The organism is Halopseudomonas laoshanensis, assembly GCF_008365385.1.
In the GTDB taxonomy this organism is placed as follows: domain Bacteria; phylum Pseudomonadota; class Gammaproteobacteria; order Pseudomonadales; family Pseudomonadaceae; genus Halopseudomonas; species Halopseudomonas laoshanensis.
On record NZ_QOVF01000002.1, the window covers coordinates 455716 to 477859 of the forward strand.

The 22144-nt window shown below is 55.7% G+C and carries 21 protein-coding genes; 8 read left to right on the top strand and 13 right to left on the bottom strand.

Translation table 11 applies throughout. The annotated features are described in order from the left end of the window. Nucleotides 1-178 precede the first annotated feature (178 nt). Both DT594_RS08630 and DT594_RS19140 read right to left on the bottom strand, forming a co-directional pair. Nucleotides 179-1543 carry an O-antigen ligase family protein gene (locus tag DT594_RS08630; protein ID WP_149332309.1) on the bottom strand — a complete coding sequence of 455 codons (1365 nt, stop codon included), beginning with the start codon at nt 1541-1543 and terminating at the stop codon, nt 179-181. Between the two features lie 415 nt (nt 1544-1958). Continuing rightward, complete coding sequence (locus tag DT594_RS19140) at nt 1959-2327, bottom strand: prepilin-type N-terminal cleavage/methylation domain-containing protein (protein ID WP_149332310.1); 369 nt, start codon at nt 2325-2327, stop codon at nt 1959-1961. A 275-nt stretch (nt 2328-2602) separates the two neighbouring features. Between DT594_RS19140 and pilB the strand changes: the two genes are divergently transcribed. The 6 genes from pilB to mutT are packed head-to-tail and all read left to right on the top strand — an operon-like array spanning nt 2603 to nt 8282. Next, nucleotides 2603-4309 (top strand): type IV-A pilus assembly ATPase PilB, encoded by a 1707-nt coding sequence (pilB, locus tag DT594_RS08640; RefSeq protein WP_149332311.1) that lies wholly within the window; start codon nt 2603-2605, stop codon nt 4307-4309. A gap of 3 nt (nt 4310-4312) precedes the next feature. Beyond that, nucleotides 4313-5581 (top strand): type II secretion system F family protein, encoded by a 1269-nt coding sequence (locus tag DT594_RS08645; RefSeq protein WP_149332312.1) that lies wholly within the window; start codon nt 4313-4315, stop codon nt 5579-5581. Between the two features lie 3 nt (nt 5582-5584). Then, on the top strand, nt 5585-6457 hold the full coding sequence (locus tag DT594_RS08650) for a prepilin peptidase (protein ID WP_149332313.1): 873 nt from the start codon (nt 5585-5587) through the stop codon (nt 6455-6457). A 2-nt stretch (nt 6458-6459) separates the two neighbouring features. Then, entirely contained in the window at nt 6460-7065 is a 606-nt protein-coding gene (gene coaE, locus DT594_RS08655) for a dephospho-CoA kinase (protein WP_149332314.1), read from the top strand. Continuing rightward, on the top strand, nt 7062-7250 hold the full coding sequence (yacG, locus tag DT594_RS08660) for a DNA gyrase inhibitor YacG (protein WP_096345142.1): 189 nt from the start codon (nt 7062-7064) through the stop codon (nt 7248-7250). The genes coaE and yacG overlap by 4 nt, the downstream gene beginning before the upstream one ends. Nucleotides 7251-7262: 12 nt before the next feature. Further along, nucleotides 7263-8282, top strand: coding sequence for an 8-oxo-dGTP diphosphatase MutT (mutT, locus tag DT594_RS08665; RefSeq protein WP_149332315.1), 1020 nt, complete (start codon nt 7263-7265; stop codon nt 8280-8282). A gap of 18 nt (nt 8283-8300) precedes the next feature. Here the strand turns inward: mutT and ispH are convergent, their stop codons facing one another. The 6 genes from ispH to murJ form a co-directional block, all read right to left on the bottom strand. After that, nucleotides 8301-9248 (bottom strand): 4-hydroxy-3-methylbut-2-enyl diphosphate reductase, encoded by a 948-nt coding sequence (gene ispH / locus DT594_RS08670; RefSeq protein ID WP_149332316.1) that lies wholly within the window; start codon nt 9246-9248, stop codon nt 8301-8303. Between the two features lie 162 nt (nt 9249-9410). Continuing rightward, nucleotides 9411-9848, bottom strand: coding sequence for an FKBP-type peptidyl-prolyl cis-trans isomerase (gene fkpB / locus DT594_RS08675; protein WP_149332317.1), 438 nt, complete (start codon nt 9846-9848; stop codon nt 9411-9413). A 69-nt stretch (nt 9849-9917) separates the two neighbouring features. Beyond that, nucleotides 9918-10433 carry a signal peptidase II gene (lspA, locus tag DT594_RS08680; protein WP_149332318.1) on the bottom strand — a complete coding sequence of 172 codons (516 nt, stop codon included), beginning with the start codon at nt 10431-10433 and terminating at the stop codon, nt 9918-9920. Continuing rightward, nucleotides 10426-13257: an isoleucine--tRNA ligase gene (ileS, locus tag DT594_RS08685; protein WP_149332319.1), complete on the bottom strand. Its 2832-nt coding sequence runs from the start codon at nt 13255-13257 to the stop codon at nt 10426-10428. Before ileS ends, lspA begins: the two co-directional genes overlap by 8 nt. A 27-nt stretch (nt 13258-13284) precedes the next feature. Next, nucleotides 13285-14211 carry a bifunctional riboflavin kinase/FAD synthetase gene (gene ribF, locus DT594_RS08690; RefSeq protein ID WP_149332320.1) on the bottom strand — a complete coding sequence of 309 codons (927 nt, stop codon included), beginning with the start codon at nt 14209-14211 and terminating at the stop codon, nt 13285-13287. 106 nt (nt 14212-14317) lie between these two features. Continuing rightward, nucleotides 14318-15889, bottom strand: a complete 1572-nt coding sequence (murJ, locus tag DT594_RS08695) for a murein biosynthesis integral membrane protein MurJ (protein ID WP_149332321.1) — start codon at nt 15887-15889, stop codon at nt 14318-14320. Nucleotides 15890-16129: 240 nt separating this feature from the next. Between murJ and rpsT the strand changes: the two genes are divergently transcribed. After that, nucleotides 16130-16402 carry a 30S ribosomal protein S20 gene (gene rpsT, locus DT594_RS08700; protein WP_022964853.1) on the top strand — a complete coding sequence of 91 codons (273 nt, stop codon included), beginning with the start codon at nt 16130-16132 and terminating at the stop codon, nt 16400-16402. Between the two features lie 574 nt (nt 16403-16976). On the opposite strand, the gene proB is transcribed toward rpsT, so the two are convergent. The 4 genes from proB to rplU all read right to left on the bottom strand — a co-directional run bounded on the left by proB (nt 16977) and on the right by rplU (nt 20114). Continuing rightward, nucleotides 16977-18095 (bottom strand): glutamate 5-kinase, encoded by a 1119-nt coding sequence (gene proB / locus DT594_RS08705; RefSeq protein WP_149332322.1) that lies wholly within the window; start codon nt 18093-18095, stop codon nt 16977-16979. Between the two features lie 131 nt (nt 18096-18226). Next, the gene (gene cgtA / locus DT594_RS08710) at nt 18227-19432 is read right to left on the bottom strand and encodes an Obg family GTPase CgtA (RefSeq protein WP_149332323.1); all 1206 of its coding nucleotides are present in this window, start codon (nt 19430-19432) and stop codon (nt 18227-18229) included. 89 nt (nt 19433-19521) lie between these two features. Then, on the bottom strand, nt 19522-19779 hold the full coding sequence (rpmA, locus tag DT594_RS08715; protein ID WP_096345154.1) for a 50S ribosomal protein L27: 258 nt from the start codon (nt 19777-19779) through the stop codon (nt 19522-19524). A gap of 23 nt (nt 19780-19802) precedes the next feature. After that, complete coding sequence (gene rplU / locus DT594_RS08720) at nt 19803-20114, bottom strand: 50S ribosomal protein L21 (RefSeq protein ID WP_096345155.1); 312 nt, start codon at nt 20112-20114, stop codon at nt 19803-19805. 341 nt (nt 20115-20455) lie between these two features. Between rplU and DT594_RS08725 the strand changes: the two genes are divergently transcribed. Beyond that, complete coding sequence (locus tag DT594_RS08725; protein ID WP_149332324.1) at nt 20456-21424, top strand: polyprenyl synthetase family protein; 969 nt, start codon at nt 20456-20458, stop codon at nt 21422-21424. A 103-nt stretch (nt 21425-21527) separates the two neighbouring features. Here DT594_RS08725 and bamJ read toward each other — a convergent pair whose 3' ends face one another. Then, nucleotides 21528-22142, bottom strand: coding sequence for a BamJ family beta-barrel-assembly machinery protein (gene bamJ / locus DT594_RS08730; RefSeq protein WP_096345157.1), 615 nt, complete (start codon nt 22140-22142; stop codon nt 21528-21530). Nucleotides 22143-22144: the final 2 nt, after the last annotated feature.

The window sequence follows — 22144 nt, forward strand, 5'->3', positions numbered from 1 at the left end:
TCTCATATTTATGCGCTTTAGCTTACAAACTCTTTTCTCAAATCACCCTGTTTGGCGATATCTCTCTTACCACCTCTAGACAAGAAGTGTTCATCCGAGCCTAGCTTCGGCAAATTCAATGCCGAATCAAGAAACGTCTAATCTCCTGTGTTGCCTCCACGATATCGTTTTGAAAACTTCAGTCTGCCCGATCCATTGGGACCCAGCCCTGAGCCCAAAAACGAGGCAATAAGCTGGTATTGTGCTCGCGCATGTAGCGGTCGCTAGCTTGCGGTACCGTTGGGACCTCGTAAACAAGGACACTTCCCAGAATGATCAGCACCGGAATCGCCATAATACGAAAAAAAGTCAACTGCAGCTTAGGAGCATCTATTGGTCTTACCCAAAATGCCAAGGCGAGCCCAACTAAAATCGCTAACCAAGTTTCTATATAGGGCATGACGAAAACTCCGTCCACCTGCGCTAAAATCAGCGCTCCACAGATCGACAACCAGACGGACGCATGCATGAAATTTATAGGGCCTTGGCGGAGTTCCTTCATACCAAATACCGTACCCCAGAGAGCAAGCACCAATGTCATAATGGCAGCGGGCAAACCCCACTCAGCAGCCCATTGCAATAGAACCTGGTGAGGGTGCGCGGCGATCGGGTTATAGACTGCAGAATAATGCATCGGACCAACGCCCAGCCAAGGATTATCTTGCACCATCTCCCACGCCCAGAACCATATGAGGTCTCGCCCGGATAGGCTGGTACGGAGATTGCTTAGCCGCTCCGGCAAAATGTCCAGCCAAGTAGGGATCAAGTAGAAGAGCAGAACAAAGATAGCAAAGCCCGCCAGACCTGCCGCAGCCTGAACCATTATTAAACGCCAGTATCTAGGAGAACATAGCAGTAGCATAATAGAAGAAACTAAAAGCCCGAACCACAGACCACGGCCGCCTAACGCAAATGTCATGCACCATTGAGTCATTAAAATCGCTAAAAATAGAATACTGAGCGCAAGATTTCTAGGTTTGAGATACCAAGCTAGCCAAGCCAAAATCGGCATAAGCAGAACCTGAAATTGTGCAAAAAAACGAGGATTAGAAAATCCATTAAATAAAATATTTGAATCCAGCATATATATGCCAGAGATAAAGGCTGCTGTGTAATAAACCATAAATTGAAAAGCATGCAACGACCCAATACACACCATGGTTCCCAGCACTAATTTTACTATCCAGGCCTTCTTGGCCGCTCTTCCCAATACAAGCGCTAATATGACCAGACCAAGATACCGGCCCCATTCCTTCCAAGCCCAACTAGGCCATTCAGAAGAAAGAACCGAAAAAAGACCAAGCGTGAAAATTGCTAACACAAGTAAAAATACAAAGGGCGGCAGAGCAATCGGATGCAAAAAAAAGAGCCCCGTAGCGGCGATCACCAATAATAATAGCTGTAAAACCCGTTGCTGATCGTGCCAGTTAAAATCCGGATGCCAAGCAACAACCGCCGAAAAAGCAAAAAAAATAAAAACAAGTAAAAGCAGACCAGCCCACATAATCCTGCAGTATCTTTTAATCCAAGTCGAAAGCCTATACATCTGCACATTACCATCCATCGTTAGTTAACTCCATCCATGACCAAAGCGACCTTACCAAGCAACGAAGATTACTTTACTTATAGTTACGAGGACGACTCAGGCTACCAGTAAGTCCCTTCCAGGCCCACTGCCCGAGGCTATGATGAGGTAATGACGCAGCTAATTTTAATAAGCTCTGAACATGACTAATTCTCATGCTAAACATCTAGCTGAAATGAAAAATAGAGCCAATACAGGAGACTTCGCAGCTATATCTAGCGACACTAACAGACAGAAACAAAAATCCCCGGCAAGCCGGGGATTTTCATTAGGGAGCCGCATTTATAATGACTAGCAGTGCCATTGAAAATGCCCGACTATCTATTACTTGGGTTTAGGTGCCTGTGCCAGCAAGTACGCATGTACCAGTACCAGACTGGCAGGTTGTATTCTCTAAAATAGTCGCGTTGCCCTGAGTTTGAGGAACGAATGTTAGTGGAGCATCAGCATTATAATTAGCAACGGTCATATCTGGACCTGAAGCACAGGCCTCATTCTCAAAAGCCGCCGGCTCACGCTGATCCGCTGCATCAGCAACTGCACCGCCCATGTAAGCTTTGGCTTCAGCCAAGCAAGCACCGTTAGCAGCTCGCTGAGTGTAGTCGCGATATGCAGGCAGAGCGATAGCCGCCAAAATACCAATGATCGCGACCACGATCATCAGTTCAATCAAAGTAAAACCTTTCTGCGTTTGAGCTTTCATATGCTACTCCATTAGTGTGATTTAGCCTGTGGGGCTGACCATCATGATGCAGAACCCGTGCCAAGTAGCTGAAAGCCCGAAATGCGGAGCTTTTTTAGCTGGAATGATTTTTGAAGCGCTACTACATACGATGATATTTGTCACCCACTGACATTTTTTGTCACCCCCTTTACCGGCAATCCTTTTTTAAGCCCAGCAGGTGTGCACAGCATGCGCTCTGTACTATAGTCGGCACCAATAGCCTATAAACACAACGTTGAGACCTAATCTAGCCTATGGATACCCCCGCGCTCTCCGGTTTGGCCCGGCGTATCGTTCAGGATCAGCTACTGGACGCTCAGGTCGCCAGTAAGGCCAGCAAGCAGGCCACACAAGACAAGATCCCCTTTATTACCTACCTCGTACAAAATAAGCTCGCGAACTCACGCGACTTGGCGATGCTTTGCGCTGAAGAGTTTGGGTATCCGTACTGCGACCTGAACGCCATCGACAAGGAATCACAACCGCAAGATCTGGTTAGCGAAAAGCTCATTCGCCAACATTCGGTTTTACCGCTATTCAAACGGGGCTCTCGCCTATTTCTTGGAATATCGGACCCCACGAATCAACAGGCGTTAAGCGACGTACAATTCAGCACTGGCTTGATGACAGATGCCGTAATTGTTGAGGACGACAAATTACACGCCCTTATAGACAAATTCCTCGACAGCCCCACTGGTGGCCTGGGGGACATGACTGACGCAGAGCTCGATGATCTCGATGTTCAGACAGTCAGAGACGATGACAAAGCGGAGGGCGCCAGTGGCGGTGATGCAGATGACGCCCCGATCGTGCGTTTTGTTAATAAGATGTTGCTAGATGCCGTCCGCATGGGCTCGTCCGACTTGCATTTTGAGCCTTACGAGAAGGTCTACCGTGTGCGCTTTCGCACCGACGGCATTCTGCATGAGATTGCCAAGCCTCCGGTGCAGCTTGGGGTGCGAATTGCCGCCCGTTTGAAGGTTATGTCCGCTATGGATATGGCCGAGCGACGTAAGCCTCAAGATGGCCGTATCAAGATGAAGATATCCAAGAACAAGGCCATCGATTTTCGGGTAAACACCTTGCCAACCCTGTGGGGCGAGAAGGTGGTGCTACGTATTCTGGACTCTGAAAGCGCCAAGATGGGTATTGATGCGCTAGGCTACGAAGAAGATCAGAAGCAGATGTATCTGAGCGCTTTAGCCAAGCCGCAGGGGATGATTTTGGTTACTGGTCCAACAGGCTCAGGCAAAACCGTCTCCCTTTATACTGGTTTGAATATTCTCAATACGGTTGAGCGCAACATTTCTACTGCTGAAGACCCGGTGGAAATCAACCTCGAGGGCGTGAACCAGGTTAACGTCAATATCAAGCAAGGATTGGATTTCGCCAAAGCACTGCGTGCCTTTCTGCGGCAGGATCCAGACATAATCATGGTGGGGGAAATACGTGATTTGGAAACTGCGGAAATTGCTATTAAAGCAGCTCAAACCGGACATATGGTGCTCTCGACCCTGCACACTAACAGTGCTGCCGAAACCCTGACACGACTGCGCAATATGGGCGTCCCGTCCTTTAATATCGCCACCTCGGTCAACCTGATCATCGCTCAACGCCTGGCACGTAAGCTCTGCAAGCAATGCAAGCAGCCGATGGATGTACCTAAAGAAGTACTGCGCGAAGAAGGTTTCAGCCAAGAAAAAATTGATGCTGGCTTCACAATATATGGCCCTGTAGGTTGCGAAAATTGTAAAGACGGATATAAAGGACGATTGGGGATATACGAAGTAGTGAGAATCACCCAGGCGATGCAGCGAATTATCATGGAAGATGGCAATTCCATTGAGATTGCCGATGTCGCCCAGAGTGAGGGATTCAGGAGCTTGCGTCAGTCCGCACTATTAAAAGTCGAACAGGGCGTAACCAGCTTGGCGGAAGTCAACCGAGTGACCAAGGATTAAGTCATGGCGCAACAAGCAGCAGTAAAAAGGAAAACGGCCCTTATAAAAAAGCCCGCTGCCAAAAAAGAGCCCAAGACCATCCCATTCAAGTGGGAAGGTAAGGATCGTAAAGGCACCAAAGTTGCTGGAGAGCTTCAAGGAACCAACGCTGCGTTGATCAAGGCACAGTTGCGCAAGCAGGGCGTGGTGGTTACCAGAATAAGCAAAAAGTCGACCTTATTCAGCAGCAAGGGCAAAAAGATCAAGCCGCTGGACATCGCCTTTTTCACCCGCCAACTGGCCACGATGATGAAATCGGGCGTACCGATTATCCAGTCGTTCGACATCATTGCCGAAGGCACAGAGAACCCTAATCTCCAGAAACTTGTCAACGAGATCAAAGTTGATGTAGCTGCAGGTAACACCCTCGCAGATTCACTGCGCCAACACCCAAAATATTTCGATGACCTCTTCTGCAACTTGGTCGAATCCGGCGAGCAATCAGGCCGTCTTGAATCGCTACTGGACCGTATTGCCACGTACAAAGAAAAGACTGAAGCTCTAAAATCTAAAATCAAAAAAGCGATGACGTACCCAATCTCAGTAATAGTGGTTGCCATCGTCGTAACCGCCATATTGTTGCTAAAGGTCGTACCACAGTTTAAAGAGGTGTTCTCTGGCTTCGGTGCGGACCTACCGGCGTTCACGCTAATGGTCATCGCCTTATCCGAATGGCTCCAATCTTGGTGGTTCCTCATCCTTATTGGGCTTATTGTGCTTGGCTACGTCTACACCCAGGTACATGTAAGATCGAAAAAATTTCGTGACGCCCAAGATCGGTTCCTGCTAAAAGCTCCCGTGATCGGCGACATTATTTATAAGGCAGCAGTGGCGAGATACGCACGCACCCTGTCTACCACGTTCGCCGCAGGGGTCCCCTTGGTAGACGCTCTTGATTCGGTGGCCGGCGCTGCGGGTAACGTAGTTTTTTACAATGCTGTCATGCAAATTAAAGAAGATGTTTCGGCTGGCTCACAGTTGAACTTTTCAATGCGCACTACAAATGTCTTTCCTTCGATGGCTATTCAGATGGCTGGCATCGGTGAGGAGTCGGGCAACTTGGATGGCATGCTGGACAAGGTAGCCGACTATTACGAGGGGGAAGTCGACAACGCGGTGGACAATCTGACGACCTTGATGGAGCCAATGATCATGGTGGTTCTGGGTGTATTGGTCGGCGGTTTGATTATCGCCATGTACCTGCCGATCTTCCAACTGGGTAATATCGTTTAAACCATGCCCATTCTCGAATACCTGGCCAGCCAAGCGCTGGCCTTTATTTTGATCGCCGGCTTATTAGGCCTCGTGGTTGGTAGCTTCCTCAACGTCGTCATCCATCGCGTCCCGCGGATGATGGAACGCGATTGGCTCAGACAAGCCCGGGAGATGCTAGAACCTGATGCTGAACAGCCGAAAGAACCGACCTACAATCTGATCCTGCCGCACTCACACTGCCCGCATTGCAACACAGAGATCAAAGCCTGGCAGAATCTGCCGATTTTGAGCTATGTTTTGTTACGCGGGCGCTGTGGCCAGTGCAAGGCGCGAATCAGTTCGCGCTATCCGTTGGTGGAGTTGCTGACGGCTGTGCTGTCCATGGTTGTGGCGTGGCAATTCGGGTTTACCTGGGCTGCTGGAGCCATGCTGGTACTGACCTGGGGGCTGATCAGCCTCAGCCTGATTGATGCCGATACCCAGTTGCTACCCGACTCGATAGTACTGCCACTGCTGTGGCTTGGGTTGATCATCAACAGCTTCGGCCTATTGACTGACCTTAGCTCTGCGCTCTGGGGCGCGGTAGTAGGTTATTTAACGCTCTGGATCATATTCTGGGCGTTCAAGCTGGTTACCGGCAAGGAAGGCATGGGCTACGGCGATTTCAAGCTGTTGGCTATGCTCGGCGCCTGGGGTGGTTGGCAGATTTTGCCTTTGACCATCCTGCTATCTTCTCTGGTGGGCGCCATTTTGGGCGTCATCATCCTGAAAACCCGCGGCCAGTCCAACGCAACTCCCCTCCCCTTCGGTCCTTATCTGGCGATTGCCGGGTGGATTGCATTGATCTGGGGTGACACAATTACCGGCACATATCTTCAATTCGCCGGATTCTAAACATGATCATAGGTTTGACTGGCGGCATCGGCAGCGGCAAGAGCGCTGCGGCTGACCGCTTTGCCAGCGCGCACGGCATTCATGTAGTGGATGCCGACATCAAGTCTCGCGTGGTCGTGGAACCCGGAAGACCCGCACTGCAACATATTGTGGATCGATTTGGTTCTGACATACTGCTTGAGAACGGCAGCCTTAACCGCGCAGCACTGCGTGAGCGCGTGTTCCAGGATGTTGATCAGCGTCTGTGGCTGGAAGCACTTCTGCATCCGCTGATTCGCGAAGAAATTGCCAATGACCTGGCCTCTGCGACGTCGCCTTACGCGCTACTGGTTTCGCCGCTGCTGGTTGAGTCCGGCCAACATGCCATGACTGAGCGTATCATCGTCGTGGATGTGCCCGAGGCGACGCAGATATTGCGTACCAGCCAACGTGACGGCGTGCCTGACGCGCAGATCAAGGCTATCATGCAGGCCCAGGCCAAGCGTGAAGACCGCCTGAGGCATGCCCATGACATTATTCTAAATGACCAGGATCTCGCGACACTGCACGCACAAGTTGACGCGCTGCATGAACGCTACCTGGCCATGACTACAGGAGCCACTCCATGACCCTGAGCGTCGAATGCCCTACCTGCAAAGCCCCGGTGACCTGGGATGACAGCTTTCCGGACCGCCCTTTCTGTTCGCACCGTTGTCGTTTAATCGATCTAGGCGCGTGGGCTTCTGAAGAACATGTGGTCCCGGGCGAAGAGCTGGAACAGGATCTGTATTCAGGGGATCTGCCCCAGCAATGAGCCGCTGATCCCGTGCGTCGTATCCATGTAATGGCCGCAGTGATTCGCCGAGCGGATGGCAGCATTTTGATTGCCAAGCGCCCTGATGCCGCACATCAGGGTGGGCTGTGGGAATTCCCCGGGGGCAAGCTGGAAGAAGGTGAGCCTCGCCTGGATGGACTCGCGCGCGAACTGCAGGAGGAGCTTGGGATTCACATTACCAACGCTCGTCCGCTGATTGATATCCGCCATGACTATCCTGACAAATCCATACGCCTGGATGTGTGGAGCGTTTCTGCGTTTAGCGGAGAAGCACATGGTGCCGAGGGACAGCAGGTAAGGTGGGTGGCACCTCAAGACCTCGGGCAATATGCGTTTCCAGCTGCGAATAAGCCTATTGTTCTTGCTGCTACCCTCCCCCAACGTTATCTGATTACGCCTGATAACTACGATGCAGACCAGTTGATTACTGGACTGGGAGTGGCCAGCGGACTGGGCGTGCGGATGGTTCAGTTGCGGCAGACTGAGCTGAGTCAGACTGATTATGCAAACTTGGCTACGACCCTGATGGCCAAGACCGGCGAAGCGGTTATGTGGATATTGAAAGGGGAGCAGCCACCGTTGAAGGGGTCTGGTTGGCATGTGACGTCGGCGCAGCTACGGGAATTGCATGCGGTTGGGTGGTGCAAGGGGAAGCGTTTCGCGACGGGACCCTCGCTCCTACAGAGTGCTGATGAGCTGGAGCGACGGCCTGAGTGCGAGGAGACTTGGGATGGGTTATTGGCCGCGTCCTGCCACAACGCGGAAGAACTGCAGATGGCGAACGATATCGGCGCTGACTTTGTCACCCTCTCACCGGTGCTCCCTACACAAAGCCATCCCGGGGCTGCGCATCTTGGCTGGGATAGGGCTGCAGAGCTTGCAGCGATGGCAAATATGCCGGTGTATCTGTTGGGCGGCCTTAGCTTGGACGATCTTGAGCGCGCTCAGGAGATAGGCGCTCAAGGCATTGCCGGGATTTCCGGATTATGGCCGGCGTTGAAACCCCGCTAGACCAACCCGTCACCCACGTCAGTCCAGCGATACCACGCGCAGCTCTTTGGGCATGCTGAAGACGATATTTTCTTCCTGCCCGGCCAGTTCTTCCTCACCTTGGGCGCCCAGACCATGCAGGTGCCTGATTACCTGGCGTACCAGGATATCCGGCGCAGAGGCGCCTGCGGTGATGCCGATATGCTTGACGCCCTCCAGCCATTCCGTGCGAATCTCATCCGCGCCGTCAATCAAATAGGCGGGTGTGCCCATGCGCTCGGATAATTCGCGCAGCCGGTTGGAGTTGGAGCTGTTGGGGCTGCCCACCACCAGCACCAGGTCACAGGCGCTAGCGAGCTGCTTGACGGCATCCTGGCGGTTTTGAGTGGCATAGCAGATGTCGTCCTTGCGCGGTCCGTCAATTGCCGGGAAGCGCGCTCGGAGCGCGTCTATGACGCGCGCCGTATCATCCATCGAGAGAGTGGTCTGGGTAACGAACGCCAGACTTCCCGGATGGCGGACGTTGAGCTTGGCTACGTCGTTTTCATCTTCTACCAGGTAGATAGCGCCGCCATTGCGGTCATCGTACTGACCCATGGTGCCTTCCACTTCGGGATGGCCGGCGTGACCGATCAATACACACTCACGACCATCACGACTGTAGCGCGCGACTTCCATATGGACTTTGGTCACCAACGGGCAGGTGGCATCGAAGATCTTCAGACCGCGATCGCTGGCTTCCTTGCGGACTGCCTGGGAAACGCCGTGGGCGCTGAAGATGACGATGACGTCGTCAGGAACTTGCTCGATTTCTTCGACGAAGATGGCGCCACGGTTGCGCAGGTCTTCAACGACGAATTTGTTGTGTACCACCTCATGCCGCACGTAGATCGGCGGGCCGAAGACCTCGAGCGCGCGATTGACGATCTCGATGGCACGGTCGACGCCGGCACAGAAGCCGCGGGGGTTGGCCAGTTTGATCTGCATGGGAGCCTCGGTTGTGGGTGGCTTACGGATGAGTATTAGCTGCCATTATCCATGATGTGGTTGGGTAAATCGACGGCTGGCGTGGTTTGATGATAGACCGCTTGGATTCCCGCCTTCGCGAGGATGACGGAATCCGAGAAATGACGTGCGATGTAGCACCTTTCAGAGCGCAGTCACCTTGATGATTTCAACGTCGAAGGTAATCACTTTGCCCGCCAGCGGGTGGTTAAAGTCCACGTCTACAGTGGTTTCGTGGATGGTTTTGACCACACCGGGTAGTTCGCCGCCGGCGGCGTCGCGGAAGATCACCAGCAGGCCGGGCTCCAGTTCCATTTCGTTGAATTGATCACGAGCAACGGTCTGGATATTCTGCGGGTTGCCGGGACCGAAGCCGCGTTCGGGTTCGATAGCGAAGCTGCGCTGATCGCCCGCCTTGAGGCCGAACAGGCTCTGTTCGAAGCCAGGCAACAGGCTGCCGTCACCCACTTTGAATGTGGCAGGGGTCTTGTCCGTGGTGGTATCCACCACGTCGCCGTTGGGCAGCTTCAAGGTGAAATGCAGGGTCACTTCCGTGTCGTGGTTGATGCGAATGTCGGTCATGAGCTTGCCTCGAGTTTGGGTTGTGCCGGTGGTGCCAGGTAATGCTGTTGCGGCAAGGCTGCGGCAGTATCAGCTAACTTTAGCGTTAGCCCCAGCCTTGTTCTTCCCACCAAAAAACATGTCCAGAATCAACAACGCGGCACCTACGGTGATGGCGCTGTCGGCGATATTGAAAGCCGGGAAAAACCAGCTTTGCTGCCAATGCACCAGAATAAAATCCACCACATGACCATGCACGATACGGTCATACAGATTGCCCAGGGCACCGCCCAGAATAAGTGCCAGCGCCAACGGCTCCATGATTTTCTGCCGCGGCAGCCGCGCCAGCCAGACGATCAGCATACCGCTTACGCCGACCGCAATGGCAACGAAGAACCAGCGCTGCCAGCCGCCGGCATTGGCCAGAAAGCTGAAGGCGGCGCCTGGGTTGTAGGCCAGAGTAAAGCTGAACAGACCATCAATCACCGGCACCTGCTGATACATCTGCAGGTTGGCCTCGGCAAACCATTTGCTCAGCAGGTCCAGGCCGATGACCAGGGCCGACAAGAGCAGCCAGCGCAGGCTGCCGTTACGCAGATCAGGCATGCTTGCGCACCTCGCCCGGGCCCTGGATGTTATCTACGCAGCGACCGCAGATCTCAGGATGCTCTGGGTGCGAGCCAACGTCCGCACGGAAGTGCCAGCAGCGCGCGCACTTGGCGTGAGTCGACTTGACGATCTTCAGCTTCAGGCCAGGCAGTTCAGTATCAACGCAGTCTGAACCGGCCTGCGTCAGTGGAGCAAGACCGGCCTGGGAAGTAATCAATACAAAACGCAACTCGTCGCCCAGCTTGGCCAGCGTGTTGGTCAGGGATTCATCCGCATGCAAGGTCACTTCGGCCTGCAGGTTGCCGCCGATGACCTTGGCGTTACGCTGGTTTTCCAGCTCACGGTTGACCGCGACCTTGACCGCCATAACCTCATCCCAATAGGCACGATCCAGCTCAATGCCTTCCGGAAGCGCGGTAAGCCCGTCATACCAGGTCGTGAGCATGACCGAGTCGCCGCGCTCACCCGGCAGGTACTGCCAGAACTCCTCTGCGGTGAACGACAGAATGGGGGCGATCCAGCGCGTCAGTGCTTCGGCGATATGGTACATCGCCGTCTGGCAGGAGCGCCGCGCGGTGCTGTCTGGGCCAGTGGTGTACTGGCGATCCTTGATAATGTCCAGATAGAAACCACCCAGCTCCTGCACACAGAAGTTATGCACCTTCTGGTACACGTTCCAGAACTTGTAGGTGTCGTAAGCTTCAATGATTTCCTGTTGCAGCAACAGCGCACGGTCGACAGCCCAGCGATCCAGATCCAGCATCTGCTCAGGCGCCAGCAGATGCTCCTTGGGATCGAAGCCATTCAGGTTCGAGAGCAGAAAGCGCGCGGTGTTACGGATTCGCCGGTAAGCGTCTGCACTGCGCTGCAGAATGACTTTGGATACCGCCATCTCGCCGGAATAGTCGGTCGAGGACACCCACAAACGAAGGATATCTGCACCCAGGCTGTTGTTGATCTCCTGCGGCGCGACCACGTTGCCCAAGGATTTGGACATCTTGCGGCCGTTCTCGTCGACAACAAAGCCGTGGGTTAGCAGGCCCTTGTACGGCGCGTGGCCGTCAATCGCGGCACCGGTCAGTAGCGAGGAGTGAAACCAGCCGCGATGCTGGTCAGAGCCTTCCAGGTACAGGTCGGCCAGCGGACCTTCCTGATGACCCATGGGGTGTGAGCCGCGCATAACATGAATATGCGTGGTGCCGGAATCAAACCACACGTCCAGCGTGTCACTGATCTTGTCATATTGATCCGCTTCGGCGCCCAGCAGTTCGCTGGCATCCATGGTAAACCAGGCTTCAATGCCGCCCTGCTCAACCTTCTGCGCAACCTGCTCGATCAGCTCAATGCTGCGCGGATGCAGGTCACCGGTCTGCTTGTGCAGAAACAGCGGAATCGGCACGCCCCAGGTGCGCTGGCGGGAGATACACCAGTCAGGCCGACCGGCAATCATGTTGTGCAGGCGCTGCTTGCCCCAGGCCGGAACGAATTCGGTTTCTTCAATGGCTGCCAGCGCGCGCTGACGAAGCGGCAAACCTTCGTGCGGCTGCGTGTCCATGCCGATAAACCACTGGGCGGTGGCACGGTAGATAACCGGAGTCTTGTGGCGCCAGCAATGCATATAGCTGTGGCTGACCTGTTCGTGCGCCAGCAGGCAACCGACCTCCTCCAGCTTGGCCACCACGTTGGGGTTGGCCTTCCAGATAAACTGGCCGCCGAAGAACTCCAGCGAATCGACGTATACACCATTGCCCTGAACCGGGCTCAGGATGTCATCGTTGACCATGCCGTAACGTTTGCAGGTATGAAAGTCGTCAACGCCATAGGCCGGCGCTGAATGCACAATACCCGTGCCCGCACCCAGCTCAACGTAATCAGCCAGGTAAACCGGCGACAGACGATCATAGAACGGGTGACGGAAGTTGATCAGTTCCAGGCGGTCGCCGGTGGTGCGCGCGATGATTTCACCGGTGCGGTCATAGCGCGCCAGGCAGCTTTCCACCAGCTCTTCGGCCAGCACCAGCAGGCGATCGCCGGCATCGACCAGCGCATAGTTGAATTCCGGATGGACGTTCAGCGCCTGGTTGGCGGGGATGGTCCAGGGCGTAGTGGTCCAGATGACCATTTGCGCCTGCTTGGGCAGCTCATTCAGGTCAAAGGCCGCGGCCAGCTTCTCCGGCTCGGCGCAGGGAAAGCCCACATCAATGGTAGGCGACTGCTTGTCGGCGTACTCCACCTCGGCTTCAGCCAAGGCTGAGCCGCAGTCAAAACACCAGTTGACCGGTTTCAGGCCCTTGAACACAAAACCTTTCTCGACCAACTTGCCGAGTACGCGGATTTCCCCGGCCTCGTTGGCAAAGTCCATGCTCTTGTACGGGTTGTCCCATTCGCCGAGCACGCCCAGGCGGATAAAATCGGCCTTCTGACCTTCGATCTGCTTGGCGGCGTAGGCGCGGCTCAGCTCCCGGGTTTTGCCCGGCTCCAGATTCTTGCCGTGGGTGACCTCGATCTTGTGCTCGATCGGCAGGCCATGGCAGTCCCAACCCGGCACGTAAGGCGCGTCAAAACCGGAAAGCGTCTTGGAGCGGGTGATCATATCCTTGAGGATCTTGTTTACCGCGTGACCAATGTGAATATCACCATTGGCATAGGGCGGGCCGTCGTGCAGGACGAAGGTTGGCCGTCCACGGCTGATCTCGCGAATCTTCTGGTAAAGGTTGATGCTGTCCAGGCGCTTGAGGGTTTCCGGTTCACGGGTGGGTAGACCGGCCTTCATCGGGAAGGCGGTTTCCGGCAGGTTCAGCGTCGCTTTGTAATCAGTCATCTTCTTTCCAGGCTCACTTGATTGGAGTCACAGGCCCCATTGGGCTCGGGCGGCAGCAAAATCTGCCTTGATTGCCGCCTTCAGCGCGTCCAGCGAATCGAATCGCTGTTCATCGCGTAGTTTTTCGTGGAATACCACGGTAATTCGCCGACCATAAAGGTCGCCGTCAAAATCCAGCAAATGCACTTCCAGATGGGCCTGACCGTCGCCATCGACCGTTGGCCGAGAGCCAATATTGGCCACGCCCTTCTGCGTCACACCATTCAGTTCGACACTGACGCGATACACACCCTGCAGCGGCGCTCTCAGACGTTTGAGCTGGACATTGGCAGTGGGTGCGCCCAACTGGCGGCCCAGCTTCTGGCCATGCAGCACCCGACCGCTGATACTGAAAGGCCGGCCTAACAGACGTTCAGCCAGGGAAAAATCGCCCTCAGCCAGTACCTGACGCACGCGGGTGCTGCTGATCCGTTCGCCACTTTCAGCGACAGTGTTGGCAGCCTCCACCGTAAAACCATGGCGCTCACCGCTACCCTGCAGAAAGGCAAAATCGCCAGAGCGATCACAACCGAAACGGAAGTCGTCACCCACCTCAAGATGCTTTACGCCAAGGCCATCGATCAGTATCTGTTGCACGAACTGCTCGGCGCTCATTTCGCGCAACCGCCGGTTGAATGATAAGCACAACACCCGGTCGACACCTTGCGTCTCAAGCAGCGCGAGTTTGTCCCGCAGGCGCGTCAGGCGCGGCGGTGCATCACCCGGCGAAAAGTATTCGCGTGGCTGGGGTTCGAATATGACGACACAGCCGGGCAGATTCATGCGTGCAGAGTCAGCACGCAGGCGCTTGAGAATCGCCTGATGCCCGGCATGCACGCCATCGAAGTTGCCAATTGTCGCCACGCAGCCCCGATGCCGGGGCCGCAGATTCTGTATGCCGCGGACCAGTTCCATAATGCTCGATGCTTGGCTTAAAGGGTCGAAACGCGCAAGTATACAGGGTTAGCGCCTCGCGCGTCATGCGCGGGCGCCGAGTTAATCCAGCCTGCATCACGCGAGTTTAACCGTGGCGCAAATGCCGCATGCGCATGCCAGTTCCCAGCAAAGTAGCGACAAACATGCCGATGCCCGCCACCACCAGCAAGGTCATCTCCCAGACCTTGTTCTGCCAGCCCCAGGCAAACCACTGCTCGGTCTCGGGGACCATCCAGATCACCACTGCGGACATGGCAGCACAGGCGGCTACCAATCTGAGCGCAAATAGCGGCCAGCCAGGCTGCGCCTGATAAACACCCATTTTCTTCAAGCCCCACCATAGCAGCCCGGCATTCAACATCGCCGCAATGGAGGTGGCCAACGCCAACCCGACATGCGCCAACGGCCAGATGAAGATCAGATTCAACACCATATTCACGACCATACAGATGATCGCAATCTTCACCGGGGTCTTGATGTCCTGGCGGGCAAAATAACCGGGCGCCAGCACCTTGATCAGCATAAAGATCATCACCCCTACCGAATAGGCCTGCAACGCGGCGGCCGCCTGCACCACGTCACGCTCGGTCATCGCGCCATAATGGAACAGGGTGGCTATCAACGGCTCAGCCAACAGCAGCAAGGCCAACGCCGCTGGCACGCCGACCAGCATGACCATACGCACCGCCCAGTCCAGCGTTGCGGCAAAGGCCTTGGGATCTTCACCGGCGTGCTGGCGGGACAATGCCGGCAGGATCACCGTGCCAATGGCGATACCAAAGGCGCCCAGCGGCAACTCCGACAGGCGGTCGGCGTAATACAGCCAGGAAATACTGCCGGTTTCCAGGAACGAAGCCAGCACCGTGTCCAACAGCAAGTTGATCTGGCTGACTGATACACCGAACAATGCCGGGAGCATCAAAGTCATGATGCGCTTGACGCCCTCGTGCTTGCGATCCGGCCGCGGCACCGGCAGCAACTTGATCTGCGCCAGAAAAGGCAGTTGAAACAGCAACTGCAGGACACCAGCGATAAATACACCCCAAGCCAGCGCCATGATCGGCTGATCAAAATAGGGCGTCATCAGCACCGTGGCGCCGATCATGCTCAGGTTCAGCAATACCGGGGTAAAAGCCGGCACAGCAAACCGCCCATAACTGTTCAGAATCGAGCCGCAGAGCGCGGTGAGCGATATAAGCAGCAGGTAAGGGAAGGTGATGCGCAGCATGTCAGTCGCGAGAGCGAGCTTTTCCGTCTCGCCATGAAAGCCCGGTGCAAACAGCGTGATCAGCACCGGCGCACCCGCTACGCCCACGGCGGTGATAGCCACCAGGGTCAAACCCAACGTACCCGTTACCCTGTCCACCAACTGTTTTACTTCTGCCAGGGTACGCTTGGCCCGGTATTCCGACAGAACCGGTACAAACGCCTGGGCAAAAGCACCTTCGGCAAAGAGGCGACGCAAAAAATTCGGGATCTTGAACGCGATAAAGAACGCATCCGCCTCGGACTGCGAACCAAAATAGGCCGCCACCACCACATCGCGCACCATACCCAGCACCCGAGAGAGCATGGTCATGATGCTTACAACCATGCCCGAGCGCAGCAGCGTCGGGGCTTTGGGATCAGGTGCCGCAGGAGGGGTGGAGTCAGTCATACGTCAGGCCGCCGGGTAAAACCGCGATGATAGCCTCCGCGACCATAGTGTGGCGAGGGTCTGGCGCAGCAAAGGCTTGTAGTAAGGCGCTAAAAGCCTCAAGCTTCCGGCCTTCAGCCTGCGGCTTTTCATAACCTGCCCGCTACTGTTATCAACCCTTGACATTAGGGTATCTCGGCGGCATAGTACGCGGCCTTATTTGTACCTTATTCATTACGATTTTTTCTGAGGAGCACGACGGTGGCCAACTCACCTCAAGCCAAGAAACGCGCCAAGCAGGCCGAGAAGCGCCGCAATCACAATGCAAGCCTGCGCTCCATGGTTCGTACTTATATCAAGAACGTAGTCAAGGCTATCGAAGCCAAAGACCTCGAGAAAGCACAGTCCGCCTATACTGCAGCAGTACCGGTCATCGACCGCATGGCTGACAAGGGCATCATCCCCAAGAACAAGGCCGCTCGTCATAAGAGCCGTCTGAATGCACACATCAAGGCAATGGCTACCGCCGCCTGATTGCATTCCTTGTGGTAGAAAAAACCGGCTTACGAGCCGGTTTTTTTGTGGCTGAGATTTAGTGATGGACGGCCAGGGATTGCCTAGACCTGAGGACTGGCGATACCACGCAGGCACTTTGAGCCACAATGGATCCCCGCTTTCGCGAGGATGACGAGACGGGGCGAGGAAGACTGGCCGGGGGCTGGGGCTGAGGCAGGGGCGGATCTGGCGCTGAGGCGAAGCGTGGCTGGATTGATTTTAGGTTGGCACGCTTATTGAGCCACCTGCGAGTCAGAATGGATTCCCGCCTACGCGGGAATGACGATGTGGAGGGGATGGCGGAGCTGGTCGCGGATAACGGTCTGGGTCTAGATAGCGGTGGGGACACGGATGACTGAGAAAGTGCCAACCTTCGCCGAAGAGAGGCCCATCATTCCCGCGCAGGCGGGAATCCAAGCGGACTAAATTCTGCTCCCAAACATCTAACACCTATCACACCAATCCAATCAGACATCCAAACTGTTGCCCTACCCCGTCATCCTCGTGAACGCGGGGATCAATTCAACGGACTAGCCACAGACATCGACCCAAGTCAGACCAGTACCAGATTATCCCGATGCACCATCTCTGGCTCATCCAGATAACCCAGAATCTTCGCTACCGCATCCGTAGGTTGCCCCAAAATACGCGCCGCATCCTGAGCACTGTAGTTAACCAGCCCGCGAGCCACCTCGCGGCCATCCGGGCCGACGCACACAACCATCTCACCGCGACGGAAACTCCCTTCCACCGCCTTGATCCCTACCGGCAGCAAACTACGGCGACCCGATGCCAACGCCTTGACCGCGCCCTCGTCAATCAACAGTCGCCCACGAGTTTGCAGATGCCCGGCCAGCCACTGCTTGCGCGCTGCCAGCATGCCCTTCTCAGGCAACAGCAACGTCCCCAGCTCCTCGCCCGCCTGTAGCCGCTCTATGACACGCTCGATGCGCCCACCGACAATCACAGTACCCGCACCCGAACGTGCCGCCAGCCGCGCTGCACGCAGCTTGGTCAGCATTCCGCCACGACCAAGGGCGCCAGCACTACCACCCGCCATCTGGTCCAGCGATGAATCGTCAGCCATGGCCTGCTTGACCAGTTCGGCCTCAGGATTATTCCGCGGATCGGCCGTATAAAGGCCATCACGATCCGTGAGAATCACCAGAAGATCACCTTCAACCAGATTGGTCACCAGCGCGCCCAGCGTATCGTTGTCTCCAAAACGGATCTCGTCAGTAACGACGGTATCGTTCTCGTTAATCACCGGAATAACGCCCAGATCCAGCAACGCCCGCAGGGTGCTGCGCGCATTCAAGTAGCGCTTGCGGTCAGAGAGGTCATCGTGGGTCAGCAACACCTGGGCAGTGGACAGTCCATGCGCCTGGAAGCTCGACTCCCAAGCCTGCACCAGGCCCATCTGGCCAATGGCGGCAGCGGCCTGCATCTGATGAATCGTCTTGGGCCGCTCGGTCCAGCCCAGGCGGCTCATGCCCGCCGCCACTGCGCCGGAGGACACCAGCACCAGCTCGGCGCCACTTTTGCGAAGAGCGACCAGTTGCTCAACCCAGACCGCCATAGCGTCCTTATCCAGGCCGCGCCCATCTCCGGTGAGAAGCGCACTACCAATCTTGACTACCCAACGACGGGCATTGGTTACCTTGTCACGCATATTCGATCCAGAAGCAAAGTGTCAGTTGAATCACTGCATTCTAACCCATTCGCAACGAAGCCGGCGCTCCCACAATGGCAATGCCATGCAAGAGCGCCGGCTTCGGCGCACTACGGAATCAAACAACCACATCAATGCACGTAGATGATCTCCGGACCATCTTCATCATCTTCGTCGTCATCTTCATCTTCGTCATCATTCAACAGACCCTGCTTGCGCAGCGCCTTGCGGTCGTCAAGCTCCTGAATATGCGCGCGAGCCTCTTCCTCGATACGCTGATCCAGTTCAGTCACTTCAGCGGCATACTCCTCATCGTCAAGCATGCGCAGCTTGCGCTCGTCGAGCCAGTTCATCACGGCCTTGGCCAGCTCTTCAGTGCCTTGGTGCTCTGAAGCGGAGATCACGAATACCGGACCCTCCCATTCAAGCCGCTCAACCACGTCATCCAGCATCGCCTGCTGCTCATCTTCCAGCAGTTGATCGCACTTGTTCAGCACCAACCAACGCTCGCGCAGGGTCAGGGCCGGACTGAATTTGCCCAGCTCGTGGATAATGGTTTCGATCGCCTCCACCGGATCACTGCCATCCGGCGGCACCATATCGACCAGATGCAGCAGCAACCGCGTGCGCGACAGGTGCTTGAGAAAACGCGTACCCAAACCAGCGCCTTCAGCAGCACCAGCAATCACACCGGGAATATCAGCGATCACAAAGCTGCGCAACTGACCCACATCGACCACACCCAGGTTGGGCACCATGGTGGTAAACGGGTAATCAGCCACTTTCGGCTTGGCCGCAGAGACGGCGCGGATAAAGGTACTCTTGCCTGCGTTCGGCAAACCGAGCAAACCGACATCGGCCAGTACTTTTAGCTCCAGCTTCAGATCGCGCTGCTCGCCCAGGCTGCCATTGGAGGTCTGGCGCGGCGCACGGTTGACGCTGGACTTGTAACGGGTATTACCCAGGCCATGGAAACCGCCCTGAGCCACCAGCAAACGCTGGCCGGGCTCGGTCAGGTCACCAATGATCTCCTGGGTACCGGCGTCGATCACCGTGGTACCGATCGGCACGGGGAGGATCATGTCTTCGCCCTTGCTACCGGTGCAATCCTTACCGCTGCCGTTCTCGCCGCGCTTGGCATTGAAACGACGGGTATAGCGGTAGTCCACCAGGGTGTTGTAGTTGTCGGCTACCTCGAGATAGATCGAGCCGCCGTCACCACCATCACCACCATCAGGCCCGCCCTTGGGAATGAACTTCTCCCGGCGAAAGCTCATGCAGCCATTGCCACCATCGCCGGCCTTGACCGTAATGGATACTTCATCAACGAATTTCATCTAGCTCCCTCCCAACATGGGATGGGTTGAGGTTACTACAAACAAAAAAGCCCCGTCGTCAGACAGGGCTTTTTCGAACCAGGGTAGTATCAGGCTTCTACGACATTCACGTAGCGACGACCGAACTTGCCCTTCACTTCGAACTTGATCACGCCAGCCGCTTTAGCGAACAGGGTGTGATCCTTGCCCATGCCGACGTTCTTGCCGGGATGGAATTCAGTGCCACGCTGACGAACAATGATGTTGCCAGGAATGATGGACTGACCGCCGTACATTTTAACGCCAAGGCGTTTGGATTCTGAATCGCGACCGTTGCGCGTGGAACCGCCTGCTTTTTTGTGTGCCATGGGTATTTATCTCCTCAATGGGCTTAGGCAGAGATGCCGGTAATCTTGATTTCCGTGTACCACTGACGGTGGCCCTGACGCTTCATGTGGTGCTTACGACGACGGAACTTGATGATCCGGATCTTATCGCCACGGCCATGAGCGCTGACTTCAGCAGTCACCTTGGCACCTTCAACAATCGGCGCACCGATGCTGATGTCGTCGCCATTGCCGATCAGCAGCACGCGGTCGAAATCGATGCTGGCACCGGTTTCCACGTCCAGCTTCTCTACTCTCAGGTATTCACCTTCGGTGACCTTGTACTGCTTACCACCGGTAACAATCACTGCGTACATGATGCTTTCTCCGTAATCCTGCTCACCCGGCGCTTAGGTATAATGGTTAGTGGCCGGCATGGCTGCAAGTGGACCCGCCTATCGGGCCCTACCTTGCCATTGTCAAAACAGGGATGCTGTAAATCTGCTTATACGTAAATACGTAGACACGTAAATACGGTTTTCAGGGGCGGAAATTCTACGCAAAGAAGCGGCGCTGCGCAAGCTTTAACCGTTGCTAATCAACACAGCACGAAAGGCGTGCTGCAGCGCGCTCCGAGCCGGTGAAAACAGCCCGTTTTCTTGACAGCAAAGGGCCTGCCACATAGCATGCCGCGCAACCTTTGAGGAATTTGCAGTTAATGTCCAGCCTGCCCTTTTATGACGCGGTCACCCAGGACTTCGATGACGTGAATGCGCTCATCATGCGCCAGCTTCATTCCCGGGTACCCTTGGTCGAAAAGATCGGCCACTACATTATAAGCGCCGGCGGCAAACGCCTGCGCCCGCTTGTGGTGTTGCTCAGCGCCCGCGCCTGCGGCCTGGAAGACGCACGTCAGCACAGCCTGGCAGCGATTATCGAATTCCTGCATACCGCCACCCTACTGCACGATGACGTGGTGGACATTTCCGACCAGCGCCGTGGCCGCAGTACTGCCAACTCACTTTGGGGTAATGCGCCCAGCGTACTGGTCGGCGACTTCCTTTATTCCCGCGCTTTCGAAATGATGGTTGAGCTCGGCGACATGCAGATCATGCGCGTGCTCGCCAATGCCACCAACGTCATCGCCGAAGGCGAAGTACTGCAGCTGTCCAAGGTGCGCGACGCCAGCACTGATGAAGCGACCTATATGGAAGTGATCCGTAGCAAAACGGCCATGCTGTTTGAAGCCTCGACCCACAGTGCCGGACTGCTGGCTGGCGCCGAAGCTGCGCAAACAGAAGCCCTTCGTGGTTACGGCAACGCGCTGGGTATTGCCTTTCAACTGGTCGATGACGTATTGGATTACAACGGCGATGCGCAGGCGATGGGCAAGAATGTGGGTGACGATCTGGCCGAAGGCAAACCCACCTTACCGCTGATCTACACCATGCGCGAAGGTACGGCCGAACAGGCAGCGTTGGTGCGCAAGGCCATTCAGAAAGGTGGGATTGACGATATCCAGGCTATTCAACAGGCTGTGCGCGAGTGTGGTGGCTTGGAATATACTTCGCGGCTAGCACGGGAGCAGTCTGAAGAAGCCGTGCGCCTGCTGCAAAGCCTGCCGCCGTCAATCTACCGGGATTCGCTGGAACAACTGGCACGTTTTGCGGTAGAGCGGGCGTACTGAGGGCCAGGCTTCGCGCAAACCCCTTCGCGGCCGGCGGCCGCTCCCACCATAATGTAAAACACCAAATCCCAGGTAGGAGCGGCCGCCTGGCCGCGAAAAAGCTTTAAAGCACCTTCAACAACTCGATATCAAATACCAATGTGCTGTGCGGCGGAATGCTGCCTGCAGCACGAGCGCCATATGCCAGGTCGGACGGAATATACAAACGCCATTTCGCACCTTCCTGCATGAGCTGCAGCGCTTCGGTCCAGCCGGCGATCACGCCACCGACGGGGAATTCCGCTGGCTGACCACGCTTGTAGGAGCTATCGAACACTTCACCGGTGATCAGCGTACCTTCGTAGTGAGTCTGCACGGTAGAACTGGCCTGCGGCGTAGCACCAGTGCCTTCATTGACCACTTCATACTGCAGACCCGAGTCCAGGGTGATCACGCCTTCACGCTCGGCGTTCTTGATCAAAAACTCAACACCGGCCTGGCCCGCTTCACGGGCCGTAGCTTCAGCCGCCGCCTGCATCTTCGCCTGCAAGCCGGCAAAAGCCTGCTGCAGCGCGGCTTCATCGACCTGGCTGGGCTGCTGGGTAAAAGCATCACGCAGGCCAGCGACCACCAGATCAATGCTCAGATCCGGTATATTGCTGCTACCGAGCTGATCGCCCATCTGCCGGCCAATGCCGTAACTCACACGCTGTTCGTCAGTATCGAAGGTGTTGCTCATGG

Excerpts from the sequence above, each read along its gene's own strand:
- yacG (WP_096345142.1), top strand. The coding sequence starts at position 7,062 with ATGACCCTGAGCGTCGAATGCCCTACCTGCAAAGCCCCGGTGACCTGG.
- DT594_RS19140 (WP_149332310.1), bottom strand. The coding sequence starts at position 2,327 with ATGAAAGCTCAAACGCAGAAAGGTTTTACTTTGATTGAACTGATGATC.
- ispH (WP_149332316.1), bottom strand. The coding sequence starts at position 9,248 with ATGCAGATCAAACTGGCCAACCCCCGCGGCTTCTGTGCCGGCGTCGAC.
- murJ (WP_149332321.1), bottom strand. The coding sequence starts at position 15,889 with ATGACTGACTCCACCCCTCCTGCGGCACCTGATCCCAAAGCCCCGACG.
- ribF (WP_149332320.1), bottom strand. The coding sequence starts at position 14,211 with ATGGAACTGGTCCGCGGCATACAGAATCTGCGGCCCCGGCATCGGGGC.
- fkpB (WP_149332317.1), bottom strand. The coding sequence starts at position 9,848 with ATGACCGACATTCGCATCAACCACGACACGGAAGTGACCCTGCATTTC.
- DT594_RS08645 (WP_149332312.1), top strand. The coding sequence starts at position 4,313 with ATGGCGCAACAAGCAGCAGTAAAAAGGAAAACGGCCCTTATAAAAAAG.
- DT594_RS08630 (WP_149332309.1), bottom strand. The coding sequence starts at position 1,543 with ATGTGGGCTGGTCTGCTTTTACTTGTTTTTATTTTTTTTGCTTTTTCG.
- cgtA (WP_149332323.1), bottom strand. The coding sequence starts at position 19,432 with ATGAAATTCGTTGATGAAGTATCCATTACGGTCAAGGCCGGCGATGGT.
- pilB (WP_149332311.1), top strand. The coding sequence starts at position 2,603 with ATGGATACCCCCGCGCTCTCCGGTTTGGCCCGGCGTATCGTTCAGGAT.
- proB (WP_149332322.1), bottom strand. The coding sequence starts at position 18,095 with ATGCGTGACAAGGTAACCAATGCCCGTCGTTGGGTAGTCAAGATTGGT.
- DT594_RS08650 (WP_149332313.1), top strand. The coding sequence starts at position 5,585 with ATGCCCATTCTCGAATACCTGGCCAGCCAAGCGCTGGCCTTTATTTTG.
- coaE (WP_149332314.1), top strand. The coding sequence starts at position 6,460 with ATGATCATAGGTTTGACTGGCGGCATCGGCAGCGGCAAGAGCGCTGCG.
- bamJ (WP_096345157.1), bottom strand. The coding sequence starts at position 22,142 with ATGAGCAACACCTTCGATACTGACGAACAGCGTGTGAGTTACGGCATT.
- rplU (WP_096345155.1), bottom strand. The coding sequence starts at position 20,114 with ATGTACGCAGTGATTGTTACCGGTGGTAAGCAGTACAAGGTCACCGAA.
- DT594_RS08725 (WP_149332324.1), top strand. The coding sequence starts at position 20,456 with ATGTCCAGCCTGCCCTTTTATGACGCGGTCACCCAGGACTTCGATGAC.
- lspA (WP_149332318.1), bottom strand. The coding sequence starts at position 10,433 with ATGCCTGATCTGCGTAACGGCAGCCTGCGCTGGCTGCTCTTGTCGGCC.
- ileS (WP_149332319.1), bottom strand. The coding sequence starts at position 13,257 with ATGACTGATTACAAAGCGACGCTGAACCTGCCGGAAACCGCCTTCCCG.
- rpmA (WP_096345154.1), bottom strand. The coding sequence starts at position 19,779 with ATGGCACACAAAAAAGCAGGCGGTTCCACGCGCAACGGTCGCGATTCA.